Source organism: Paenibacillus oryzisoli (assembly GCF_050467285.1).
In the GTDB taxonomy this organism is placed as follows: domain Bacteria; phylum Bacillota; class Bacilli; order Paenibacillales; family NBRC-103111; genus Paenibacillus_E; species Paenibacillus_E oryzisoli_A.
Genome location: NZ_JBCMUN010000011.1, coordinates 177,361 through 200,831 on the forward strand (window position 1 = coordinate 177,361; position 23,471 = coordinate 200,831).

The 23,471-nt window shown below is 56.5% G+C and carries 18 protein-coding genes; 4 read left to right on the forward strand and 14 right to left on the reverse strand.

Annotated features, from left to right (window positions below; genetic code table 11):
- Nucleotides 1-45: 45 nt before the first annotated feature.
- From ABE504_RS20055 to ABE504_RS20090, 8 genes are all read right to left on the reverse strand, one after another.
- Nucleotides 46-627, reverse strand: a complete 582-nt coding sequence (locus tag ABE504_RS20055; protein ID WP_430091931.1) for a nitroreductase family protein — start codon at nt 625-627, stop codon at nt 46-48.
- Complete coding sequence (locus tag ABE504_RS20060) at nt 608-1,462, reverse strand: ABC transporter ATP-binding protein (protein ID WP_430091933.1); 855 nt, start codon at nt 1,460-1,462, stop codon at nt 608-610. Before ABE504_RS20060 ends, ABE504_RS20055 begins: the two co-directional genes overlap by 20 nt.
- Nucleotides 1,463-1,480: 18 nt before the next feature.
- A complete protein-coding gene (locus ABE504_RS20065) occupies nt 1,481-2,521 on the reverse strand; it encodes a FecCD family ABC transporter permease (protein ID WP_430091935.1) in 1,041 nt (346 codons plus the stop codon).
- Nucleotides 2,518-3,531 (reverse strand): FecCD family ABC transporter permease, encoded by a 1,014-nt coding sequence (locus tag ABE504_RS20070; protein WP_430091936.1) that lies wholly within the window; start codon nt 3,529-3,531, stop codon nt 2,518-2,520. The genes ABE504_RS20065 and ABE504_RS20070 overlap by 4 nt, the downstream gene beginning before the upstream one ends.
- A 68-nt stretch (nt 3,532-3,599) precedes the next feature.
- Complete coding sequence (locus ABE504_RS20075; protein WP_430091938.1) at nt 3,600-4,601, reverse strand: ABC transporter substrate-binding protein; 1,002 nt, start codon at nt 4,599-4,601, stop codon at nt 3,600-3,602.
- A gap of 915 nt (nt 4,602-5,516) precedes the next feature.
- Nucleotides 5,517-7,082, reverse strand: a complete 1,566-nt coding sequence (locus tag ABE504_RS20080) for an HD-GYP domain-containing protein (RefSeq protein ID WP_430091940.1) — start codon at nt 7,080-7,082, stop codon at nt 5,517-5,519.
- A gap of 120 nt (nt 7,083-7,202) precedes the next feature.
- Nucleotides 7,203-8,651, reverse strand: coding sequence for a flotillin family protein (locus ABE504_RS20085; RefSeq protein ID WP_430091942.1), 1,449 nt, complete (start codon nt 8,649-8,651; stop codon nt 7,203-7,205).
- A gap of 96 nt (nt 8,652-8,747) precedes the next feature.
- Nucleotides 8,748-9,275 (reverse strand): hypothetical protein, encoded by a 528-nt coding sequence (locus ABE504_RS20090; RefSeq protein WP_430091944.1) that lies wholly within the window; start codon nt 9,273-9,275, stop codon nt 8,748-8,750.
- 152 nt (nt 9,276-9,427) lie between these two features.
- On the opposite strand from ABE504_RS20090, the gene ABE504_RS20095 reads away from it, so the two are divergent.
- The 4 genes from ABE504_RS20095 (at nt 9,428) to ABE504_RS20110 (ending at nt 12,389) form a co-directional block, all read left to right on the forward strand.
- Complete coding sequence (locus ABE504_RS20095) at nt 9,428-10,969, forward strand: copper amine oxidase N-terminal domain-containing protein (protein ID WP_430091946.1); 1,542 nt, start codon at nt 9,428-9,430, stop codon at nt 10,967-10,969.
- A 146-nt stretch (nt 10,970-11,115) separates the two neighbouring features.
- Nucleotides 11,116-11,457 carry a hypothetical protein gene (locus ABE504_RS20100; protein WP_430091948.1) on the forward strand — a complete coding sequence of 114 codons (342 nt, stop codon included), beginning with the start codon at nt 11,116-11,118 and terminating at the stop codon, nt 11,455-11,457.
- A gap of 466 nt (nt 11,458-11,923) precedes the next feature.
- On the forward strand, nt 11,924-12,124 hold the full coding sequence (locus tag ABE504_RS20105) for a cold-shock protein (RefSeq protein ID WP_126139162.1): 201 nt from the start codon (nt 11,924-11,926) through the stop codon (nt 12,122-12,124).
- 64 nt (nt 12,125-12,188) lie between these two features.
- Complete coding sequence (locus tag ABE504_RS20110; RefSeq protein WP_126139161.1) at nt 12,189-12,389, forward strand: cold-shock protein; 201 nt, start codon at nt 12,189-12,191, stop codon at nt 12,387-12,389.
- A 372-nt stretch (nt 12,390-12,761) separates the two neighbouring features.
- Here the strand turns inward: ABE504_RS20110 and ABE504_RS20115 are convergent, their stop codons facing one another.
- The 6 genes from ABE504_RS20115 to ABE504_RS20140 form a co-directional block, all read right to left on the reverse strand.
- Entirely contained in the window at nt 12,762-13,625 is an 864-nt protein-coding gene (locus ABE504_RS20115; protein WP_430092114.1) for a CheR family methyltransferase, read from the reverse strand.
- A gap of 166 nt (nt 13,626-13,791) precedes the next feature.
- Nucleotides 13,792-17,430: a glycosyl hydrolase gene (locus ABE504_RS20120; protein WP_430091950.1), complete on the reverse strand. Its 3,639-nt coding sequence runs from the start codon at nt 17,428-17,430 to the stop codon at nt 13,792-13,794.
- 10 nt (nt 17,431-17,440) lie between these two features.
- Nucleotides 17,441-19,060, reverse strand: a complete 1,620-nt coding sequence (locus tag ABE504_RS20125) for a response regulator transcription factor (protein WP_430091952.1) — start codon at nt 19,058-19,060, stop codon at nt 17,441-17,443.
- A complete protein-coding gene (locus ABE504_RS20130) occupies nt 19,057-20,835 on the reverse strand; it encodes a cache domain-containing sensor histidine kinase (RefSeq protein ID WP_430091954.1) in 1,779 nt (592 codons plus the stop codon). Before ABE504_RS20130 ends, ABE504_RS20125 begins: the two co-directional genes overlap by 4 nt.
- Before the next feature lie 75 nt (nt 20,836-20,910).
- Entirely contained in the window at nt 20,911-22,524 is a 1,614-nt protein-coding gene (locus tag ABE504_RS20135; protein WP_430091956.1) for an extracellular solute-binding protein, read from the reverse strand.
- Between the two features lie 67 nt (nt 22,525-22,591).
- The gene (locus ABE504_RS20140; protein WP_430091958.1) at nt 22,592-23,461 is read right to left on the reverse strand and encodes a carbohydrate ABC transporter permease; all 870 of its coding nucleotides are present in this window, start codon (nt 23,459-23,461) and stop codon (nt 22,592-22,594) included.
- Between the last annotated feature and the right edge of the window lie 10 nt (nt 23,462-23,471).

The following is a 23,471-nucleotide window of genomic DNA, read 5'->3' on the forward strand; positions in this document are numbered from 1 at the left end:
TGAAGTATAACGACTTTCGCCCCTCTTGAAAAGGTGGTACCTCCACTATTTATCAATAATGGTCAGTAATTCCTCGGCACGCTTCCGTTTTTGCACAGGCGGGATGACGGACGGGTAGCCCATGTGCAGGACCGCCACGATTTTCTCCCCAGGCTGAATGCCGATAGACTCGCGAAACTTCGGATCATAGTTGTAATGATTCGTTTTCCAGACGACGCCCAGTCCCCGCTCCCACGCTGCCAACTGGAAATTTTGAATCAGCGCGCAGGCCGCTGCATAATCTTCGTCCCATTGCTTTTGGTGCGCATCCTCCTGGAGCACGACGACCAAATGGGCAGGCACCTCAAGAAAATATTCTCTTTTGCGCTTGCCATATCTCTCCCGGTCTTCGGCGTCGTAGGTCTGGATCATCGCATCCGCCAGTACTGCCCGCCCCTCCCCTTTATATAAAAGAAAGCGCCAAGGCTGCCTATTCTCGTGATTCGGCGCCCAGACCGCCACATTAAGCAGCTCCAGCAGCAGTTCGTCGGCGACCGGGTCGCTCTTGAACGTACGCACGGTTCTGCGCGCTACAATCGCCTGCGCAATGGCGCCGGCCTCATTCGATCTAGGTACGGATAAACTCATGTTGTTGCTCCTCTCTGGTATTCTTGATAGAAGTACCCGCTCGGTCCGATCGCCGTCCCTTTCCTTTTGGGATGCACAGCGGCGTACCGAAGAACGGGTCAGATAAAATCTCACATTCCATACCGAAAACATGCCGAACCAGCTCCGCATTGATCACATCTTCGGGTTTGCCTTGGGCGTACACGTTTTTGTCCTTGACCGCTACGAGGTGATGCGCATATCGGCAAGCCAAGTTCAAATCATGCAGCACCATGACAATCGTGCGTTGTTCCCGTTCATTCAGTTCAAACAGCAGATCCAGAATGTCCACTTGGTGCGCCATATCCAAATACGTCGTCGGCTCATCCAGCAAAATCGTCTGCGTCCCCTGCGCCAGCGTCATCGCAATCCAGGCGCGCTGCCGTTGGCCGCCCGACAGGGCGTCGACGGCGCTTTCGGCGAGCTCCGCCGTTTTGGTCACGCGCAGCGCTTCCTGCACGTGGCGTTCGTCGTCCTCCGACCACTGTTTCAGCCAGTTCTGGTACGGATACCGTCCCTGCTTAACCAGTTGGAACACCGTCAATCCTTCCGGCGCAATCGGTCCCTGCGGCAGAATCGAGAGGCGCTTCGCGATCTCTTTGGTCGGAATGCCCGCAATCTGCTTGCCGTCCAGAATAATGTCCCCCTGGGCGGGCTTCAGCAAGCGGGCCATGGACCGCAGCAGCGTGGATTTGCCGCAGCCGTTGGCGCCGATGAACACCGTAATTTTGCCCTTGGGAATGGACAGGTTCAGCCCTTCGATAATGCTTTTCTCCCCATATGTCAAATTCAGCTCTTTCACTTCCAAGCTTTGCACAGCGCTCACTCCTTCCTCTTACGAATTCCGTTTGGTATACAGTAAATAAATAAAAAACGGCGCGCCGACCATTGAGGTAAATACCCCTACCGGTATATCCAACGGAAGGAACAGCGTGCGGCCGACCAGATCGGCCAGCATGACGACCGTTCCGCCGAGCAGGACGGCGACGGGCAGCACGTTCTCGAAGCTGGAACCGACCAGCTTCCGTGCCATATGCGGTGCGATTAGGCCGATGAAGCCGATGCCGCCGGCGACGGATACAGCCGACCCGGCCAGCGCCACGCTGATGAACAGCAGGATCAGCCGGTTCCACTCGACGGCGCTGCCGGCGCTCGCCGCAATGTCGTCGCCGAGCTGCCCGATGTTGACGTGCCGCGCCAGCAGGAACGCAACCGGGATCAGAATGACGGTCCAAGGCAGCACCGTCAGCACGTTCTCCCAGTTCGCTGCGTACACAGAGCCTGTCAGCCACAGGTAGGCCTGCCTCGCGTCATTGGTCGGCGAGAAAACGATCATCATCGTCGTTGCCGCCGACATGAGGCCGGCGAGGCCAATCCCGACGAGCACCAGACGAACGGGTGTAACCCCTTTTTTCCAAGCAAGTGCATACAGAACGATCGACACGATTGACGCGCCCAGCATCGCCGCCACCGGCAGCCAGCGAATGCTGAAGACGCCGAGAAAATACGTCAGAAACGTGACCGCCCCGACAGAAGCCCCGCCCGTGACGCCCATAATGTCGGGGGACGCCAGTGGATTTCGGATAATCCCTTGCAGAATAGCCCCGGCTGCCGCCAGAGAAGCACCCACGAGCAGCGAGACGATAATGCGGGGAAGGCGGATTTTTTGAATGACCATCGTATGTTCCTCTGCCCCAGCACCGAACAGGCTTCGCACGACGTTGATCGGCGAAATGACCATCTCCCCGAGACCCGTGCTGACGATCGCGACAACCAGGCAAGCGAGCAGCAGCCCGAGCGTGATCCGAACCGATTTGCGATGGATCAGCAGGGAGATGGCGCCGCCTCGGAGCCGAACCGTTTTATACGGCTTCATGATTTCGCCAGCCCCTTCCGCGCAATATAGATGAAGAATGGAACCCCAATGACCGCCGTCATGACGCCGACAGGCATTTCCTCGGGCATAGCGATGAACCGCGCGCCGATATCGGCCAGAATCAGCAGGATAGCGCCGAGCACGCCGCAATACGGAATGACCCAGCGGTGATCCATCCCGCCGAAAAACCGCGAAATATGCGGAATCACAATGCCGATAAAGCCGATCGGACCCGCAACGGAAACCGAGCAGCCAGCCAGTACGACGATGAAAATGCCCGCCGTCGCTTTAATGAGGATTGTTTTTTGCCCGAGCCCCTTCGCTGTTTCCTCGCCCATCTGGAGTAAATTCATCTCCTTGGAGAGGAGCCAGGAGCCGATCCAGACGACGATCAAGTACGGGATTACCGTTATGAGAAAAGACGGCGAACGCCCCGCCACCGTACCGGTCAGCCAGAAGAGAACCGTGCCGATTCCCTGCTGCCTCAACACCAGCACCGCTTGAGTAAACGAAGCGAACAGCGCCGACATGGCGGAGCCGGCAAGTACAATTTTGAGCGGTGTCAGTCCGTCTCTGCCGAGAGAGCCCAACGCGTACACCGTGACGGCCCCCACGGCCGCGCCAAGAAAAGCGATCCACGTCAGGGCCTGCATCGACGATACGGAGAGCATCACAGCCGCTAAGACGACAAAAAACGTCGCCCCGGCATTGACCCCGAGGACGCTTGGCGATGCGAGCGGATTGCGCGTCAGCGTCTGCATCAGCGCACCGGCAATTGCCAGACTCGCCCCGACGGCAGCCGCAATGCAAGCTCTCGGCACCCGGGTCGTGCGCACAATAATCTGATCGTTGATGCTTTCATCATAGTGAAACATCGACGCCCAGGCCGTCGACCAATGGTATTGCTGCGTCGCACCGAATAAAATACTGGAGACGAAGCACCCCAGCAAAACCAGCACAAACGTAAGCAGCCAGCCGGTTCGCCAAAGGTTCGATCTTGTAGCATTCATTATCAATTCTCCCTATGCTCATAAAGGAATGAACGATGGGAGCATCGCTCATTCCTTTACGACTTCTCTTATTTGATGTCGAAGTATTTGTAGAGATCCGCCAGCATCGCCTGTGCCGCCATTGAGCCTCCAGCCAGATTCCACGTGATCGTATCCACTTTGAAATACTTGCCGTTCTTGACGCCCTTTAGATTTTTCCACAGCGCATGCGATGTCCAGTCGTTCTGAGATTTCTCGACAGAATTGTCGGATGCGTCGAGTCTCGTAATATCGAAAATATAGTCGCCGTCCAGCTGTGACATCATCTCCTTCGTCGCCAGGTTCAGCACCGCTTTGCCCGGCTCCAGAATTTGCGCCTTCGGACGCGCGAAGCCCAGCTCCTTGAAAATGGTCCCGGCAAAGCCTGTCGCATAGAACCGTGCACTGCCGTCACGCTCGAAGCGGACGATCGAGATTTCGGTTTTGCCGGCCTTATCGCCGATCTTTTGCTTGAATTCGGCTACCTTTTTGTCCCAATCGGCAAGGATCTTGTCGCCCGCTTCCTTCATATAAAGCGCATCAGCCGCATACTTGAGGTTCGACTTCCAATCGAAAATTTCATCCGTCATAATCGTTGGCGCGATGCTGCTCAACTGCGGGTACAGCTTCTCGTGGCGAGCTTTCGTGCCGATAATCAGATCCGGCTTAAGTGCGATAATCGCTTCCACGTTCGGCTGCGTTTCCTCCCCGAGATCCTTCACGCCGTCCATCTTGGCGCGCAGGTAGTTGTACCACGGCTTCTCTTCCCAGGACTCGACTGAACCCACCGGCTTCACGCCGAGGTGTGTGGTAATATCCGTCATGCCGTTAAAAAGCACCACAACGCGCTCCGGTTTCTTTTTAAGCGTCACTGTGCCCATCGCGTGTTTGATGGTTTTCTCCCCTGTATCTGTTCCGGTCGTTGCAGGCGTCGCCACTGCGGTCGAAGCCGCCGGACTGCTCGCGCTCCCGTTGGTTGTCGTCGACGAAGTACCGCACGCGCTCAGCGCGAGGGTCAGCATGAAGACAATCATGACTTGTAAGGCTCTCATTGTGTTTCTTCCTCTCCTTATTTAGCGTGGCACACACAGCCGATGAGCAAGTCATCTTTATGTAAATGCGAATGCCGGGCCTTTTTAATTGATAATAATTATCAATCTCATTATAAGGAGTCGGTTGAGGATTTGTACATATCGGATTTTATCCGATTTGTTGACGGATTTTATCATTGGAAGGGGAATACGGGGTGAGGCTAGGGAGACTGGTGTGGGCCGAGGATGCTGGTGAGGCCAGAGAAGCCAAACTGGTTAGACGATAATAGATGTTTCGAGAAAGTAGATAACGGCGATATCCTATTTGGGGGGTTAGAGGGATTCTTAGGGTGATAAGTTAGGTGAACGAACTTATTTGCTGCGAATGCACGCGCAACACAATGAAAAATGGCGAATAAGATAACACCGTTATCTTATCTTGGGAATCTGCAGGAAATCGGGGGAAATAGGTTATTGTAGATAACCTATTTCTTGGGGGAGTTGGAGGAAACGGCCCATCACGCAAAGAGCGCCTGGCAGCGTCACAAGGGAACCTACAATTTTAAATACTACATGATCAAAGCTGACTGTGATTGCTCCAAAGCTAATACTGTTAAGGCGGATCCCCTATTCAGAGGCACATCTTCCAAATGAACTGGAATTTCTCCCGTTAATTTGGCGCAAGCCGGCGAAAGTAGACAGCTGAACTGGAGTTCTGACAGAAGAGCATTCCTCCATCTCGTTTACGCATAATTCCCCCTTAACAGTTAAAAACCGCGAACTTAACGTGAGGTTTTCCAGTTCAGCTCCTTGATATCACGCGATACGGCTAAATAAACAGGAGAAATTCCAGTTCAGCGATTGTGATTCCTTCCCTTGCAAATCTCCAGGCGCTCAACTACTTCCTGCGGGAAGCAAGTTACGACTGCGGCACCGCTATAGCTCGCCGTCCCCGGCCGCGGCCTGCTTCCCGCCCAGCGCCGCTTCCGCCTCGGCTGCCGCCAACCGCTTGTGCGCGGCGATGAAGCTTTGGGCATATAGGGGATCCCACTGGCTCCCCTTTCCCTCCTCGAGAATGGCCCATGCCTTCTCGAACGGCATGCCCTTCCGATACGGCCGGTCGGACGTCATCGCGTCAAAAGCGTCGGCCACCGCGATGATGCGGCCGAACACCGGAATATCCGGGCCGCGCAGGCCGTCCGGATAGCCGGCACCGTCGTAGCGCTCGTGATGCGAGCGCACGCCGGGCAGCAGCGGAGCCATGGCCTCGGCCGGCTCGATCTGCTTCAGGATCGTTTCGCCCAGCACCGGGTGAAGCTTGATCTGCTCGAACTCCTCGTCCGTGAGCCGTCCCTCTTTGAGCAGGACGGCATCACGGACGCCGATTTTGCCAATATCGTGCAGCAGTGCCGTTTTGTTCAACAGGTCGAGTTCGGGCTCGCTGAGCCCGGTTTCCCGCCCGATCAGCAGGGCGTACTGCGCAACGCGCGTAGAATGACCCGCCGTGTACGTGTCCCTGGCATCAAGCGCAGCCGCTAACGTAGCATAGTAGCTTTGCAGGAGCTGCCTGTTCATTTTTTCCCGGGCATCGAGGCCCTTCACCATATGATTGAAGCCCGCGATCAACCGCGAGAACTCGTCCGAATACAAGTCGGAGGCCCGTACCTGCAAATCACCCTCATGCACCTCGCGCATGTTGCTGTGCAGATCTTCGATCGGCTGTCGAATGTCCCGGGCCAGCATGCGCGCTCCCAAGGAGGAGAAGCCGATGCCCAGCAGCAGGATCAGCCCCGCCCAACGCCAGTAACTCGCCGTCAGGTCCACGGATGAATCGCTGGAGGCTAACCGAATTTGCGTCGCTAAGCTAAACAGAAAGAGCGGCATTGTCCCGATCAAAAAAGCGCTTAGCTGAAACTTCCGTCCAATCGACACGATGATCCGTCCGTCAAGGGAAACGTCTTCGCCATGAAGCCGCTGGCCAAGCACCCGAATATGCATGAGCATCGGCCGGATTGCCCGTGCCGTCATAAAAAACTCAATTAGTGCATGCATGCCCGCAACCAGCACCGCTCCGATGCCGGCTAGTCCAACGTAATAGTAAGGCAGCGTCAGCCAACCCTGCCCGATCCCTAAGCACGCGAGCACAACAGCAGGAACCGATAACCCCAGAAAGTGCGGTCCCATGATCCGCTGTACGGACAGCGCTGGAAAACGGTGCGTCTGCACATAAGCCGTCTGAATCGCAGCCAGGTCCGGCTCAGCTTGTCGGATCAGTTCCCGAATGGGCTGCACATGACGGCGAAACACGAGGATTTCCGAGATCACCATCATACAAAGCGAACTTGCCAGAATGAGAAAGAGCCTTAGCAGCTCCGCCCCCGAAATAGATAACGTCGTTGAGATCATAACGCCGCCGACAATCAGCACCGCAAGACCGGAGCCCCAGAAATAGTTACGGATCAAATTTCGCAGAAACTTCATGTAAACCTGCTTGCTCGTCATGCCATCCCCCCGTTATGCCGCAAAAACGCTTTGCTTCTATTGTATAGCAATCCGGCAGTTTCCGCCTGTAAAAAAGAACCATGCCACCGCCGTCATCGGCCCGTGGCATGGTTCCTCGTGTTATTCCCCTTGCGGTTTGGCGGCAGGAGTGACTGCATCTTTCCCTAAAAACGCCCGCGCCAGCTCCGTCACGCTTTGGCCGGTCAGCGTTTGCGTGATCTCGGGCACCTGCGCGATCATTTTGGCGATGTCGCCGGTGATGCGGTTGACCCCGGACGTCGCGCCGTCCTGCGAGATCACCGTGATCTTGTCGACGTTGCTGAGTGGAGCGGCAACGCGCTCGGCCAGCTCCGGCAGAATCCGCAGGATCTCGACCGTGACGGCGGCCTGCGTGTACTGCTTGTAGGCCTCGGCTTTTTTCTCCAGCGCCTCGGCTTCCGCAAGACCCGCCAGGCGCACGACCTCAGCGTTCGCCTTCCCTTTGGCGAACTCGGCTTCCGCCGTCGCTTCGCCGCGTTTGCGCGTGGACTCCGCCTCGGCCTCCGCTTCAAGAATTTGCCGCTGCTTGTTCACCTCAGCGCGCAAAATCGCTGCCTGCTTCTCCGCTTCCGCAGGCTTAATGACCGACGCCTCAAGCTCCTTCTGCTTGAGCTCGACTTCGATCTGGCGAACCGTCTTGTTCGCCTCCGCTTCCATCTGACGGATCCGGACTTCCTCCGTCACGAGCGATTGCTGAATTTGCTTTTGCTTCAATTCATACGCAAGGTCCGCCTCCGCCTGTCGGCTCGTCGTCTCCTGCTTAAATTCCGCTTCCTTCAGGCTGAGCTCCTTCCGGTACTGCGCTTCCTTCGCGGAGGCTGCGGTCTCCGCCTCAATCTTGAGCTGATGCGCCTCCGCCCGGCGGATGGCCGCCTCTTTTTCCGTATCCGCTGCGCGGATTTGAATGTCACGCTCGACTTCGGCCTTGGCGATCGAGGCGCTCTTACGGATGCGCTCCACCTCCGGCACGCCCAAGTTGGCGATGTAGCCCTGATCGTCCGCGACGCGTTTGAGCACGAAGGAGATGAGGCTCAGCCCCATTTTGTCCAGGTCTGCGGAGCACGTTTCCCGCATCTTGCTGTTCAGCTCATCCGGATTCTTAAGGATCGATTCCACCGTCAGCTGGCCGACGAGACCACGCAAGTGACCTTCGACCGAGTGCAAAATAATCGCTTCCCGCTCCACCATGGAGTGATCGAGGAACTGCTCGGACGCAGTCGAAATGGCGACGGGGTCGCTTTGGATTTTGATCTGCGCGACCGCTTCAATTTTTAGCCTGATCCCCTGCTGCGAGAACATCGGCTGATCCGGCTTCACATCGAAGCTCATGAGCATCATGGAGATCGTTTTATAGCTTTGAAAGCCCGGAATGACGAAAGTGCCGCCGCCTTGCACGACCCTTTTGCCGCCGAGACCGTACACGATCATCGCTTCGTTCGGGGGTACCTTTTTATACGCCTTCACAATGCTCGCCAGTAAAATAAAAACAACAACAACAATCGCCGCGACAACAATAAGTATAGGTATCATGATGCAATTGCCCTCCTAATTAAAAAATTTGAAGCAGGCTGCGGCCGGCTCAGGAGACATTCGAAAAGCGCGTGGGCGGTCTTTCGGAAAGCTCCATCACTCCTGCCACAGCGCCACTGTTGCGACGCCGTCCTTCATATGAATTACCATGACTTTGGCGCCTTTGGCGATCGACTCGCCGTGCTCCGACCGAACGCTGATCGAACGCTTTGTGCCGTGAAGGACGAAGACCATCTCGCCCATCCCGCTGCCTGCAATCGGTACCGTCAACTCGCCCAGTTGGCCGCTCACATCGAACTCGCTCTCCAGCATCGTATCGTCGTGTTTATACAGCACCTTGACGTACAGCAGAAAGAAGAGCCATCCGACGCCGACCCCGGCTGCAGCCGCGACCACAATAACAAGAATCAGACTCCACGGCCCGAAAGCCGCCAGCAAATACCCAACACCGCCGAACACGGTAATCCCCGCGAGCAGCGTGGGCAGGTTGAAACCCCAATGCCCGCCATGTCCATGCGCCGCATGCATATCTGTTCCGAAATCCAAGCTATCCACACCGAACAGTGTGATGAGGACCGTAAGGAGCAAGCCGGCAATGAAGCATACCAGAAAAAATGTGATCATCCGCAATACCTCCCCCTAATTAATACTCATTTGGCAGGAAAAGGTTTCGTAGAGATTTTCCTCCCGCCAGCGCATCCTTCTCCTTTTTCCCGCGTATAATCATTCGACGCCTTATCCCGATTCTATTAAAAATAAAAGGAGTAGATCATTCCATGCTTACTAAGAAATGGACGTGGCTGGTGTCCGCCGTTCTGATCGTCCTCATGTTTGCGCTAACCGGCTGTCAAACGGTACAAGGGCTCGATCTCGCACAAGCGATACATACCAGCGCATCTGTCAAATCCTCTCAATCCAAATCCTCCCTGAAGTTGGAGCTTGTCCCAGGCGACACCTCGAAGCTGACGGCTGAGGAAAAAGCGGCGCTAACCGCCTTGCAAAACGTCACTATTGATCTGGCGGTCCTTAAACAGGATCCGCAGCATCTCTCTGCCGAAGGCAAGCTCACGTACAGCAAAGGCAGCGTGCCTTTTAAACTGTCCACAGACGGTCTGAAAGTGACGCTTTCCATTGAAGGGGCGAAAAAGCCCGTCGTCCTCGACGTCCTGGGCGGTTCCGACCTCTCCTTCTTACAGCTGATTCCGGCTGCACTGCAAGCGCCGCTTGGCGGGGCTGTGGCTGAAATTAAGCCCGCAATCGTCGATTGGCTGCTCGCGAATTCGCCGAATCCTGCGAATGTAACCGTGACACCGGCTGCGGAAACCGTGAATGGCGAATCGCTCGCCCTGCAAAAAGCGCACATCGCGCTAAATGGCACTGAAACTTCTGCCTTACTACAAGGCTTGCTGCAAAACCTGCTGGCTGACGAAGACGGCTTGAAAGAAGTCATCAGCCAACTGTACGATGCGCTTCAACCGGTCATTGATGAGCAGATTAACGCCGGTTCGGCCGATTTTACCCTGAATTTGCTGAAAAATAAACAGTTGGTCGTCGGCCTCGTATTCTCGCCGATTCACGATCTGCTTGAGCAACTGGCGGGTTCCCTGACTGCGGCAGACGCCTCCGGTGAGCCGTCTCTGTCGAGGGATCTCTTGAATCCTGCGGCAAGCCTCCAAGCCGACATCTACTTCGATGCGAACAAGCAAATCCGCAAGCAAAGTCTGGCCGTCAACCTGCCGCTGCCGGATTCCAAAATCGGCGCTTCGGCAGCAAAAATCACAATGTCCAGCGAAATTTGGAACATCGACAAGCCGATTACCGCGGTACCGGTCTCTGCGGAAGGTGCACTGACAGTCGGAACTGGCTCTTCCAGCATTTACAAGGTGCTCGGCAATCTGGATAAGCAGTCCGTACTGTATGCGCTGCTGAAGAACGATTTGAATGTGACGAAAAAGGAAATTCATCTGGCCACAGACGGCAGCGGTGCTTCCGCGGATATGCCGCAGGCTTACATTAATGCGAATTGGAATACGATGGTGCCTGTACGTTTCGTCTCCGAGCAGCTTGGCGCTGACGTCGCTTGGAATGGCGATACGCGTCAGGTGACGATCACGGATCCATTAACAGATAAAACCATCGTACTTACGTTGGATAACACAACAGCGCTGGTGAACGGTCATGAAGTGCAGCTTGAGAGCGCAGCTACCTTAACGAACAGCTCCACGTACGTGCCGATTCGTTTCATTGTGGAAGAAGCGTTGGAGGCCAACATCTCCTTCGACGATGCAACGCATGTCGTGACGATTAAGCGCGATTAAATGCATTTGTGGGGGCGGGATTGCTACTGGGGAATTCACCTTTTTGGGCGCGGCTGAATAGTCTAGTAGTATATCTAGGCGCAAGCCCGCCCGCTGCCCGCTGCAGCTGTTGCGACGCAGACGCGCTCAAAGGAGCGACAACCCCCATGTACAATAACCCTACGCATCATCACGGGCACCAAGGTCCTCAGGTCCTGTATCAGGCTGATCCGCAATGGCAATCGGTGATCAAGCATAAACGGGAAGAGCTTATGCATGCGCTCCACCCGCATATGGGCCGCACGATCCGTGTTACCACAATCGATGGGCACACGCACGAAGGCGTACTGATCAACGCGGACGGCCACCACGTGTACCTCCAAGTCAGCTCGCATGGTCATCACCACGGCCAGCATGACGGCCATGGCAGACCGATTTACACGCCGGCGCAGTTTCAGATTTTGACGCTGGTGTTGTTTGAGCTGTTGGTGATTTTGCTGTATGCCTAACTAGTGCGGGCAACAGCAGAAATCAAAACCACCCCTGACACTTGTCTCCTTCGGAGTCAGTGTCGTGGGTGGTTGTTTTGGTTGGCTTGGCAGGCGGCTATATGCGCTGGAGCAGATGGGCACTTCGCCAGTTGGCGGAACCGTCGGCATGAGCACGACCTGCCTCATCGCGCCCGCACGCGCGTCTACCGTCACGATAACCCTGCTTGGTGAATTCCCGGTAGAGCCCCCGAACCGAATTATCAGAGTTATACGAACCTATAAATTTTTTTGACATAACGTCGATTAAGCCCCACTATAGAAAGAGACACCCCGCCGCCAACCTCTTCGCAAAAAAAAAATTGGAATAAGCTTCCGCGTTTTTGGATATATTATCAAAGCTGCGTAATTTGCTTACAAGCTGTCGGTCTTCGGACTGGCGTTCGGCAGGCGCAGCGTAAATTATGCTTGGAGGTTTTTGGATAACATGCAAACAGGTACAGTAAAATGGTTTAACGCAGAAAAAGGATTTGGTTTTATCGAAGTGGAGAACGGCAATGACGTTTTTGTTCACTTCAGCGCGATTACAGGCGAAGGCTTCAAGTCGCTGGATGAGGGCCAACGCGTTCAATTCGACGTAGTTCAAGGCAACCGAGGACCGCAAGCTGAAAATGTAGTCAAGCTGTAGTCCCTTCACCACATATTGCTCCACTGCTTGGGTTGAAGTCTAGTCATGACAAGGAGGAGTTCGATTGTACTTTTCAAAGAAATCATTGGAACCGGTACCCGAAGAAGAAACCAGCATCTGGTCCTGCAGCACAGAGACGTGCGCCTGCTGGATGAGAGATAATTTTTCATTCGACGAAAGTCCCGTATGTCCGATTTGCCATTCCGCGATGGTCAAAGAATCAAAGATGCTCCCAACCTTAACGAACACAAGCAGCAGGCGATAATGTAGCGTTTGGAGAAAGAGGGAGAAATCCCTCTTTTTTATTTTTGTGGCGCGGGACGCGGGGAGCCTGGCGGCCCTGGAGCTGTGTACCGCGGAGCCGTGATCTGAGGCCAGAGTCCAGAACCTGCATTTCCTACATGTAATTCTAGCTTTTAGGGGAGAAATACGAAGAAAGCCTGCATTTTCTACATGAAAAAATGCCCATTACCCGCCAAATCCAGCGATTTGGTCGAATTCGGTGCAAATTTGATGTAGTTTTTGCAGGATTTCGTTGTTTTCCCCGATTTCATGGGGATTTGATGTATTTTCTACATTTTGTCATGCTGCAGCAGTTAGCCGATGAGCAAAGCAGCGCCACAGCGTCACAGAGGTTCTAAACCTTCCGGTAAATCCGCTCCTGCGGCGCAAATTCTCGATAGTTCACGCCCGCCGAGGCGGCGTGGATCACTTCTTTTGTCCCCAGTCCAAGGAAGCCTTGCGGGGTCAAGCTACTGTGGAACAGGCGGTGCACTTGCTTTTGCAAATGAAGATCGAAATAGATCAGGACGTTGCGGCAAATGATGACATGAAACTCGTTAAAAGAGCCGTCCGTCACGAGATTGTGCTGCGCGAACATGAGCTTGTCCCGGAGCCCCTCCCCAAAGTAAGCGTTCCGGCTGTCCGCTGTGTAATAGTCGGAAAAGGCTTGCTTGCCGCCCGCTTCCAAATAATTGCGAGTATACGCCTGCATTTGCTTGAGCGGATAGGCACCTTGCTGTGCAATTTCGATGGCTTTGCGGTTCATATCGGTGGCATAGATCCGCGTCCGCTCCAGCAATCCCTCTTCCTTCATCAGGATCGCCATCGCGTAAACTTCTTCGCCCGTCGCACAGCCAGCATGCCAAATGCGAATTTCGGGAAGCGCCTTCAGATGCGGAACAACTTGATACCGGAATGCTGCAAAAAAGCAAGGATCCCTGAACATCTCCGTCACGCGAATCGACATGTCATTTAATAAAACATCCATAAAGCCGGGTTCGTGAAGCACTTTCTCCAAAAGTGCCGTAATGCTCGGCAGTTTCTCCAGCTTCAAACGGTGGAGAATGCGCCTCTGCAAGGAGGAGCGAACATAATGGCGAAAATCAAAACCGCAAATCTGATAGATCCCTTCTAGCAGAAGGTTGATCTCGATGTTTTGAAGCTCCTCCTGATAAGGAAGCTTCTCCTGCTCTGGCGGGTAGATTTCCCAAAGATTCAGCCCCACCCTTTCTCACCCCGTTCTCATATTCACCCTCAGGGCGCGTTGGATCGCGCCAGCGGATGGGCGGCGACGCTGCCGTCTTCGTGCTATCACTATACCACATTTATGGAACAGAATGGATATAAAGATCGCCAGCTTCGCGGCCCGCATAGGAGACCGAAAATTAATAGATGGCTAGGCGCAGTCCCAGCAAACCGCAGGAGATCACGCAATAGCGATCTGTCCAAATGTGGTCGGCGCCGGCGTCAACCCAGCCGACTTTGTCGGTGAAGCTGGTCGGTCCGACGAAGGTCACTTCACCCTTCACATGATGATGAGGGCCAAACGTATTGCGACCGCTTGTTATCAGTTCGATATAAAGCGATAATTCCGAAGGCGTCTCCGATCCGCAAACCGCTGTCGTGAGGTCAAGCTCCGGCGCTCCCCACAGCACGGTGTGAGCTTCTCCCCTGTTCACGGTGATGCGGAGTGCCGGGGTGAGCATGCGGTCCCATTGAAGGACCAGCCTGCCGGTACCTTCTTGCAAACGGGCCAGCATCTCCGGGGCGAGCGGAACGATCCGCTCCAGAGCGACTGTACCGCTGTAAAATGGGAAGCCATGCGGCGTCATGTCACACATCGGCAGCTGCTTCGGCAGCGGAGTCAGCGTGAACGGTCCCTCCGTCCAGAGCGCATGGCGCTCCGCAGACTCCCAAGCGAGTGCGGCAGGCTGCACGGCAAACGGGCCAAGGATGTAGAGGCTTTCGATTTCCACATCGAACAGCAATTTATTGCGGATCGGCGCCAAGTTGGCCCCAGCGATGCCGAAGAAGCGGTACACGTCCTCGTTGGCGAAAAAGATGCCCGACAGCCGCACTTCGTTTCGGCCAGTCTGCACGGCTTCGCCGATGGGATACGTCGGGAAGCTCCTGTCCCCGCCGAACCAGCCATCGGCGGCATCGCCAGAGAGGACGCTGCCGTTCACAGCAAGCTGCCAATCCGCCGGCAATTCCACTGCCAGCTTCCAGGTACTGCGGTCGGTGTGAGCTATCAGCGCTTCATCGGTTTCGAAGCTGTAGGCTAATTCCACATGGACTGGCCGGCCTAGCACGATGCAGCGCTCTTGGATGTTCAGGACATACGTCGGCGCGGTCCATTCACCGTAATCGATCCGATAGGCGGCGTAGTCCAAGGTAAGCACGTTCGGTGCCGATAGCTCGTAACGCCAATCCGGCTCGGTGTCGAGCGGGATTGTTTGGGGGGCGGGCTGCGAGAGTCGGTCAGCGGAGGCAGGGATGGACGCCATGGGATGCAACAACGGCTCCGACGGCTCGGTGGAGACGCCAGTAGGCACGGGGACACGCGCTAAACACTGGGCTGATGGTGCGCTAGTGGCAGATATAGGCGCTGCGCACTGTGGCGGCGGCTCGGTGGAGACGCCAGTAGGCACGGAGACAAGCGCTGCGCGTTGGGCCGACGGATCGCTAGCGGCTGATGTAGGCGCACCTTTGCCGGCAGCGGAGGTGCCCTCCGTATCTGCCCCCGCATCCCAAATCGCAAAGCATTTGGCATCGCCGGGCTCGAACACGAGCAGCGGGGACGCTTGCCGCACATCGCTTTCGCCGATGTGCCCCTGCGCCAGGTCGAGCTCCCGCCATAGGCGGCGATCCTCGGCCGGGATGCGCAGGCGCACGGTGCCGGCTTCGCCGGTGTGCACCGCATACAGCAGCGTCGCGCCGGGCACCCGGCGCTCCTGCACATACAGCCGGCGCAGGGCTTCCGCCTGCGCCGCATCCCCCGCCTGCGCGCCTTCGGCGCCCGCAGGCTGCCAGTCGCCGCGCGCTCTGACGTGCGCGCGCAAATCCGCCGCAGCCGCCACCCGCGTGACGGCTGCGCTGCCAAACCAGGCGGCCGCCTCGGGGCTCGGCGCGCCTTCCACATACGGCGGTGCTGCGCCCAGCAGCAGCACCTGCCCGCCGGCTGCGGCGAACTGCCGCAGCAGCTCCAGCGTCGGCGCGTCCAGCGTCAGCGCGCCGTCAGGGAGGATGACCGTGCCGTAGGTCATCTCGCCAACCCGCAGCGCGCCGCCGGTAACGGCGCCGTGCTGCGCGAGCAGCGCCTCGTCGCCGTAGTCGAAGTCGCGCTGCAAGGCCAGCAGCTCTTCCGCCACGGCGTCGAGGCTGTCTTGCAGGCGCGCCACCGCTTGCGTGCCTCCCGGCCCGTACTGCAGCCATGCCGTGCGCATCGGATGCAGCACGAGAACGCCCGGCACCGCGTGCCCCAGTGTGAGCACATACGTCAGCCGCGCGAAGTAATCGTTAAACGTGCGGTAGACGTCCCACCACGGCTGCTGAATGTACAGCGAAGGCGGGTAGTCCCGCTTCCGTACGCCACGGATGGCGTACGCCTGCAAGTGCTGGCTCATCCGATTGACGCCGAGCACGAACTGCCACTCCGCGATCCGCTTCATCTCGCGGAAGCTGAGGTTCCAGCCGCAGCAGCCGAACGTCTCCGTCAGCACGAACGGCTTGCCGAGCTGACGCGCGACCGACGAAGCTTGCTTCGGCAGCAGGACGGAGCGCGCGCTGCTGCCCAGCAGATCGATGCCGGGCATATGCATCCGCTCGTAGAGCGGCATGACGCCGGCTGTGTACCGCATCTGGTCGAGGAGGCTATCCTCGCCCATCACATGGCCTGTGAGCTGCCAGCCGTGCTCATCGCACCAGTCAGCCACCTTCCGCATCGAGCGGCGGAAGCGTTCGCTGACCAGGCGCCAGTAACGGTAGCGCGCTTGGTGCATCGCAAGGACGGCATCCGCGTCAGCCGGAACGGCTTCGGCGAGCAGCCAGCCGACAGCCTGCACGATCGGCTCTCCATACGCATCGGCATAAGCTTTTGCCAGATCCGCCGACCACGGAAGGCCGGAGAACTTGAATTCGTCCGTGAAGATCCCCGGGATGCCGTCCGGTCCAAAACGGTCGCCCAAACGCGCCCGATACACTTCGTGACAAGCGTTCAGGAACGCCTGCATGACGTCCGCCGATAAAATATCAACATAATAAGGATTTACCCGGCAGTAGACGGCCAGTGCTTCGTCCACATGCGCAGCGTCATCACCTGCTGAGTCGCCCAATGCGAACACCGTCCCAACGCCGGGCGCCGCTTCGGGGTAGCCTTTGGCCCAAACTTGTGCTGCTTGCGCGTGGGAATTAGGGTCAGTACATGACTCCCCTTGACCCCGGTCTGGAGCTTCTGCTAGGTGTCGGGCATTTCGTTGGTTTTCCGCTTGAGCTTGCCGCTGTGCTTGCCCCCTGTCCCCATTCGGATTTTCGGTTTCGGTTTCAACCCCAGACTCCCGCCAAACCTCCCACCTCGCCCCCCTACGCACAAGCCCAAACAAAAAATCCGGATCCCCGCCCAGCTCCCGCAACGCCTCATCTAGGCCTTCCTTCGCCACCGGAACGCCTTCCAGCCATTTCTGCTGATACTCAGGCCCCAACGCGGGCACGACGCCGTCCGCCGTACCGCTCGGCCAGCCGTTCTCGTCGTAGCACCACGCTTCCATCCCCTGCGCCTGTGCTTCCTCGACGGAAACCTCCACCGCGCGCAGAAATTCCTCGCCCATATACGGCGTGCTCAGTCCCTGCCGGGCGTGCATGAAGAAGCCGCCGAGGCCCGCCCGCTTCATTTCGCGAATTTGCCTGCGCAGCTCTTCCGGCTCCAGTTTATCGTTCCATGACCAGAACGGCGCGCTCCGATACGCGGCAGGCGGCTGTTCGAACACCGCAGCGTCCAGCTTATTGCGTTTCTCTCTCTCCAACATCTCCCGAAGCTCACCCTTCCTCGCGTTTTCCCCTCCAACCGGCGACGACAAATTTTTGCGGAGAGGTGCCTGTTATTTTTTTGAACAGAGTACAGAAGTACTTCTCATTCTGAATGCCGACCGCTTCCGCGAGCGCCAGATTGGAGTACTCGCGCTTGCGCAGCAGCTCAATCGCCCGCTCGATGCGGCGCCCCGAGACGTAGTCGGTGAAGTTGATGCCCAGTTCTTTTTTGAACAGCTCGCTGACATAGGAAGGGTTCAAATGGATATGCTCGGCGACAAGCGCAAGGGAAATCGATTCGGTCAGGTGATCGTCCACGAAGCGGATCGCCTTGACCATTTCGGCGCGCAGCCCGCTGCTTTCCGCCCGCTGGCTGAGCCGCTCCCACTCGGTGCGCAGACGCTCGACAAGCTGATGCAGATGTGTACAGTCGGCAAAAGAGACCGGCCCCGCCTCCGCCATCTGACTGGTAGGCAGCAGCCGCTCGCGCAGCCGAATGCACCACGTCTCGATGTAGCCGAGCAGCTTATCCGCCGGCACCCGGCAGCTGTGCAGCACTTGCAGCAGCGGCGCCAGCTCCTCGCCAACCGAGACGGCGGTGACGCGCTCCAGCAGCTGCTCGAAGCTGTCTTTCAGCTCGCGCCAGTCGCGCTCGGCGTAGGCAATCCTGCGGTTTGGCGTGACTACCATGCCAAAGCTCGCATAAAAGGTGTCGCACAGCGCAGCGACAGCTTCCCCATATGCGGCGGCGGCTTGCTCCCAGCCGCTGTGCGTCCGGCTGACGCCAATCGAGACAGATTGGCGCAGATAGGTCTGGATGGCGTCATGGATGCGAACGCCAAGCTCATAGTTGTCCCGATCAGTCTGCCCCTCGCTGCCTTTGCGAAAAACGGTCAGCCCCACCAGCACGTTCGGCTGGATTTCACAGGCGTAGCATGCCCTGCCGCTGCCACCCAGCACTTCCTCCATGATGTTCAGCATGGCGTACTTCAGCGTGTTGCGGTCTGCCGGAGAGTAGGTCTGGCAGAACGCCTCGTAGTCGTCAAAACGCACAGCAAAGCAGCCGTAGTGCCGGGGCTCGAAGCTCCGCACCAGATCCGCGCTGCGGCGCTCCATCGCGGACGGAGATACCTCCCCGCGCAGCAGTTCCTCGAGCAGCTGCTTGCGCAGCCGATGCGAGTTCTCTTTGGCCGAGCCGCTGAGCGATTGCAGGAGCTGCTCCTTCTGCTCGCGGGCGAGGATGTTGTCCCGCGCTTTTGTCAGCGCAGCCAGCACGTCTTCTTCGCGCAGCGGCACTTTGACCAAATATTCGAACACGCCCATCGCAATCGCCTGCTTCGCATAAGCAAAATCCGAGTAGGCGCTCAAGATCAGAAACTCCACGCGGGGCTGACGCTCCCGCACCTCGCGGATCAGCACGATGCCGTCTTTGCCGGGCATGACAATGTCCGTAATGATCAGATCGGGCCGCAGTTGATCCGCCAGCTCCAGCGCTTCGTCGGCCGAATACGCCCGACCCACCAGCCGAAAAGGCAGCTTGCGCTCCGCCCACCGGTGAAAATAGCTTTCCAGCCGCTGCACCATCGGCGGCTCGTCATCTACGATCAGACAGGTAACTTCCTTCATCATGCCTCACTCCTCCCCATCGCGATCCCTGCATCCAAAGCATCATAAGGAAAGGTTAGCGTCACCCGTGTCCCTTTTCCCGGCTCGCTCCAGACACTCAGTCCATACGGTTCGCCATAATTCAGCCGGATCCGCTGATGAATATTGTACAATCCGATCCGCTTGCGCCGGTCGGCCCGCACGTCTCCCGGCGCTGCCGCCAGCAGCCGTTCCACCTGTTCCGGCGCCATGCCGCTTCCCTCGTCCACGACCTCCACGATGAGCATATCCTCCTGCCTTTCGGCTGACAGCCGAATCGGGCCTGACTTCCTGCCGCCCGCGTAGCCGTGGAAGATCGCATTTTCAACAATCGGCTGTAACGCCATCCGCAGAACGGGCTGCTGCAGCAATTCGGGCGAAATGTCCTCCAGGAGTTCAAATGTACAGTCGTAGCGGACACTTTGGATGTAAATGTAGTCCCTCACATTGCGCAGCTCCTGCTCCAGCGACACCCGGTCCGAGAAGTCCGTGATGCCATACTCCAGAATCGCGATGAGCGCCTCGATAATCGGATCGACCTGCTGATAGCGCCCGAATGCGACCACATTGGAGATCGAGCCCAGCGTGTTGTACAGAAAATGCGGATTAATTTGTGACTGGAGGACTTGGATTTCCAGCTCTTTTTTCTTCCGCTCCCCTTGGTTCACGTGCTCAATGAGCGTGCGGATACGTCCGAGCATATCGTCGAACGTCTCCGCGAGCTCCCCGAACTCGTCCCGGCGTGTGCTGCGGATGTTGACGTTCAAATCGCCGTACTTCACCTGGCTGATTTTCCGAATCAAATAGTACACCGGCGTTCGGATCATCCGGGCGATGAAGCCCGCGGTCACGCCGCTCAGCACAAAGCCCAGCAGCAGCAGGCCGATAAAATACGTCTCTATCCGCTTCAGCGTCGCCTGCAAGGAGCTGCCGCTGTAAAAAGCGAACACAATCCATTTGGTGCGGGGATTGATGCTTTTCATAATGGTCACGGGATTGCCGTTCATCCGCTCCGCGAACACATCGTCTTTGTTCTGGACGAGCTCGAGACCGTCCCGTTCGTCGAATTGCAATCGATGATTAACGACGTTAAAAAACCTGCTGCCCACCGGCTCCAGAATGACGCGCCCCTTGTCGTCCAGAATGCTGAGCAACAAATCCGTGCTGCTCCCGCCCATGTGCTGAAGCCGCTCCTGCAATGCGGTCAGGTTAAGATCGATCGCCAGCGCCATCGGCTCGCCCGCAAACAGGACAGGCTTCGTAAAGGTCACCGTCCAGCCGGAAAAAAAGCTCGCATACGGCTCGCTTACCCCCACCGTCCCCAACTTATTGCTATACGCGAGGTTATACAGCGGTTCCCGCTCGGCCAGCGTATCGTTGAGCACTTTGGTGACAGGATTGCCGCCCAGAATGGACAAATCCTTGCGAATCATATAAACATCCGTCAGCATAACGGAATTGTCCCGATAGACCTTCTCCAGACTGTCCTGGGCCGCGTTCAGATCCCCTTGCCAGGAATCGGCGGAGGACGAGAGCTGGGAGAGCGTATTTTGCACCAGCAGGAAGTACAGATCGATATATTCCTCTTCTTTCGTGAGGAGCTGCTTGGCCTGATTCAGCTGACTGCTCGTAATTTCATTTTTAATATACCGGTAAGAAAGCGCGCTAAGGATCGCCTCGGAGCTGAGCACGAAGACAAAACAGACCATGAACAGCCGAAATGAAATATGCGTAAAACTTTTCCTGATCCAATTGCGCATGGGTTCAGCTCCTCCCCGGTCCCTTGGCTGCAAGCTCGAAAAAAGAGGAACTGCCCCCTCTTCTTCCGGACCCGGTTATTTCATCACGCCGTCGCTTTGCAGTTGTTTCGTGTAGTTGGCGATCGCGTCGTTCAGCTTGAATTTGTCCTGCAGCGTTTTCACATACGTATCCCAGTTGCTGAGCGGCTCTTTGCCGGTTACGAACTTCAGCATCATCTCATTTACGTATTTCAGGCGATCTTGCGCCATCACGTCGCTTGGATCATCGAAAACACGCGGGTTAACGTTGTTGTCTTTCAGATAGGAGGTGTTGATTTTTTGGTTCGCATTGGTGACGTCAGGATTTTGGAAGTCAAAATATACCCCGTCATTTGCGGTACGCACGAATGCATAATTGTAGCGCCATTCCACTTCTTTTTCGTTATACGTGGATTTGTCGATCAGTTTCGGCTGGCCGTTGGTCACTGTGAACGTTTTGTCCTTAATACCGTAAGAGAGGTAAGGGTAAGCGTCTTTGTTCGTATACAAGTATTGGATAAATTCCATAGCGCGCTTCGCTTTGCCCGGATCTTTCATCGCCTCCTTCGAAAGACCGATGATCGACTGCTGGAACGGCTTCGTATCTAAAATCTGGTCGCCATACGGCCCCTTAGGAGGCGCTATTTGCTTCCAATCCGGCACGCTGCCGCCGGTATCCTGCATCTTCTTCGTATCCGCCGGCTCCAGGCGGCGCCAGTCTTCGATCATAATGCCAACTTTGCCTTGATACATTTTGTTGTCGCGTTTGAGTCCGTCATCAATGGTCACCCAGTCCGGATCGACCACTTTCGCGTCAACCATATCTTTGATAAACTGCAGCGCTTCCTTCATTTTCGGATCGGTGTTGTACACCGCGACCTTGCCGTCTTTCACGTCGACGAAGTTGGGCTGGACGCCGAACATCCAGAAAATTTGCTGGAAGCCATTGCCGCCAGAGTTGGATCCCAACGAGCCGTCCTTCGGCAGCATACCGACGAAGCCGTAGGTATCATTTTTCCCATTACCGTCCGGATCATTAAACGTAAACGCCTTCATCACATTGAGCAGCTCTTGCGGGTTGGTCGGCACGCTCAGGTTCAGCTTTTTCAGCCACGTACTGTTAATCCACCAGCCGTTGACGCCGCCGACCCCCTCCGAAGCCGGAATGCCGATCATATGGCCTTTATATTTCATCGGCTCGAGCCGGGAAGGATCGAAGGATTTCAGCAAATCCGGGAAGCCTTTCAGCAGATCATCCAGATCGGCCACCAGGCCTTGGTCGTAATATTTGATCGCGGAAGCGCGGTCCGGGAACGACACGACGTCCGGAATTTGATTCGAGGAGATGAGCAGGTTGAGCTTATCTTTCCAGCTTTCCCCGCCTAGCACCATATCCAGATCGATATTGTTGTCTTTTTCAATCATTTGGCGAATCGGATCCTGATCTTTCGCAGGCATTGGCGTCGTCAAACGGTACCCGATCGTATTGTAGAAGCTGATTTTATACTTTTTCGCGTCCTGTGCCGCGCTTGCCGCCGGGGATTGACCGGCTGCCGCCGTTGATGCGGCTGTGCTTGGGGAAGCGGTGTTGTCCGCTTTGCTGCAGCCTGCCGCCACCGTGCCGAGAAGTACTGTCAAAGCAAGGACCATACTAGCGTTTTTTTGTCTCATCGAAACCCTCTCCCTATGTTCTATTATACATGCTATATCAAGAGTTTCCTCTTAGATATCGAGTGGATTACCCCTTCACGGAGCCTAACAGAACGCCTCTTGTAAAATGCTTCTGGATGAACGGGTACACCACCAGAATCGGCAGGGTCGTCACGACGACGGACGCCATTTGCACCGAGATCGGGTTGACCGAGTTCGCCGCTTCCGCAGCGTCACCGCTAATGGCGACCGAGGCCAGCAGAATCTGCCTCAGGAACAGCTGAACGGGCTGCTTCGCAGCATCGTTGATATACAGCAGCGCATCAAAGTAGCTGTTCCAGTGCCACACGGCGTAGAAGAGACCGATCGTAGCGATAATCGGAACCGAGAGTGGGAGCACGATTTTGTATAAAATCGAAAACTCCCCCGCACCGTCTATGCGCGCCGCCTCGTCGATCGCTTCCGGCAGCTGTTCGAAGAAGCTTTTGACGATCATCAGATAGAACGCGTTGATCAATCCTGGAATGACCAGCGACCAGCTGGAGTTCAACAGTCCGACTTGCTTGACGAGCAGGTAGCTCGGAATGATGCCTCCGCTGAACAGCATCGTGAAGACGATGAAAAGCAGGATGCCGCTGCGGCCGGGCAGCCCTTTGCGGGAAAGCGGCAGCGCCGTGAGGACCGTAAACGCCAGATTGAGCAGCGTGCCGACGATGACGCGGAACAGCGTCACCTGGTACGCGTCCAGCAAGCGGCCGCCTTGCATAATTTCTTTGTAAGCCGTCCACGTGATGTTCGTCGGAATGATTACCAGCCCGTCGCGCTTGATCACCTCGGAGATCGGGGTCAGCGAGATGCTGATGACGTAAAGGAACGGGACGACGCAGGAGGCGGCCAGCAGGGCAAGCAGCGTGTAGTTGATCGTTTGCGCGATTTTGTCGCCGGCGGTTTGATGCATGATGTCACCC

Excerpts from the sequence above, each read along its gene's own strand:
- ABE504_RS20055 (WP_430091931.1), bottom strand. The coding sequence starts at position 627 with ATGAGTTTATCCGTACCTAGATCGAATGAGGCCGGCGCCATTGCGCAG.
- ABE504_RS20065 (WP_430091935.1), bottom strand. The coding sequence starts at position 2,521 with ATGAAGCCGTATAAAACGGTTCGGCTCCGAGGCGGCGCCATCTCCCTG.
- ABE504_RS20070 (WP_430091936.1), bottom strand. The coding sequence starts at position 3,531 with ATGAATGCTACAAGATCGAACCTTTGGCGAACCGGCTGGCTGCTTACG.
- ABE504_RS20075 (WP_430091938.1), bottom strand. The coding sequence starts at position 4,601 with ATGAGAGCCTTACAAGTCATGATTGTCTTCATGCTGACCCTCGCGCTG.
- ABE504_RS20080 (WP_430091940.1), bottom strand. The coding sequence starts at position 7,082 with ATGACGAGCAAGCAGGTTTACATGAAGTTTCTGCGAAATTTGATCCGT.
- ABE504_RS20085 (WP_430091942.1), bottom strand. The coding sequence starts at position 8,651 with ATGATACCTATACTTATTGTTGTCGCGGCGATTGTTGTTGTTGTTTTT.
- ABE504_RS20090 (WP_430091944.1), bottom strand. The coding sequence starts at position 9,275 with ATGATCACATTTTTTCTGGTATGCTTCATTGCCGGCTTGCTCCTTACG.
- ABE504_RS20095 (WP_430091946.1), top strand. The coding sequence starts at position 9,428 with ATGCTTACTAAGAAATGGACGTGGCTGGTGTCCGCCGTTCTGATCGTC.
- ABE504_RS20100 (WP_430091948.1), top strand. The coding sequence starts at position 11,116 with ATGTACAATAACCCTACGCATCATCACGGGCACCAAGGTCCTCAGGTC.
- ABE504_RS20105 (WP_126139162.1), top strand. The coding sequence starts at position 11,924 with ATGCAAACAGGTACAGTAAAATGGTTTAACGCAGAAAAAGGATTTGGT.
- ABE504_RS20120 (WP_430091950.1), bottom strand. The coding sequence starts at position 17,430 with ATGTTGGAGAGAGAGAAACGCAATAAGCTGGACGCTGCGGTGTTCGAA.
- ABE504_RS20125 (WP_430091952.1), bottom strand. The coding sequence starts at position 19,060 with ATGATGAAGGAAGTTACCTGTCTGATCGTAGATGACGAGCCGCCGATG.
- ABE504_RS20130 (WP_430091954.1), bottom strand. The coding sequence starts at position 20,835 with ATGCGCAATTGGATCAGGAAAAGTTTTACGCATATTTCATTTCGGCTG.
- ABE504_RS20135 (WP_430091956.1), bottom strand. The coding sequence starts at position 22,524 with ATGAGACAAAAAAACGCTAGTATGGTCCTTGCTTTGACAGTACTTCTC.
- ABE504_RS20140 (WP_430091958.1), bottom strand. The coding sequence starts at position 23,461 with ATGCATCAAACCGCCGGCGACAAAATCGCGCAAACGATCAACTACACG.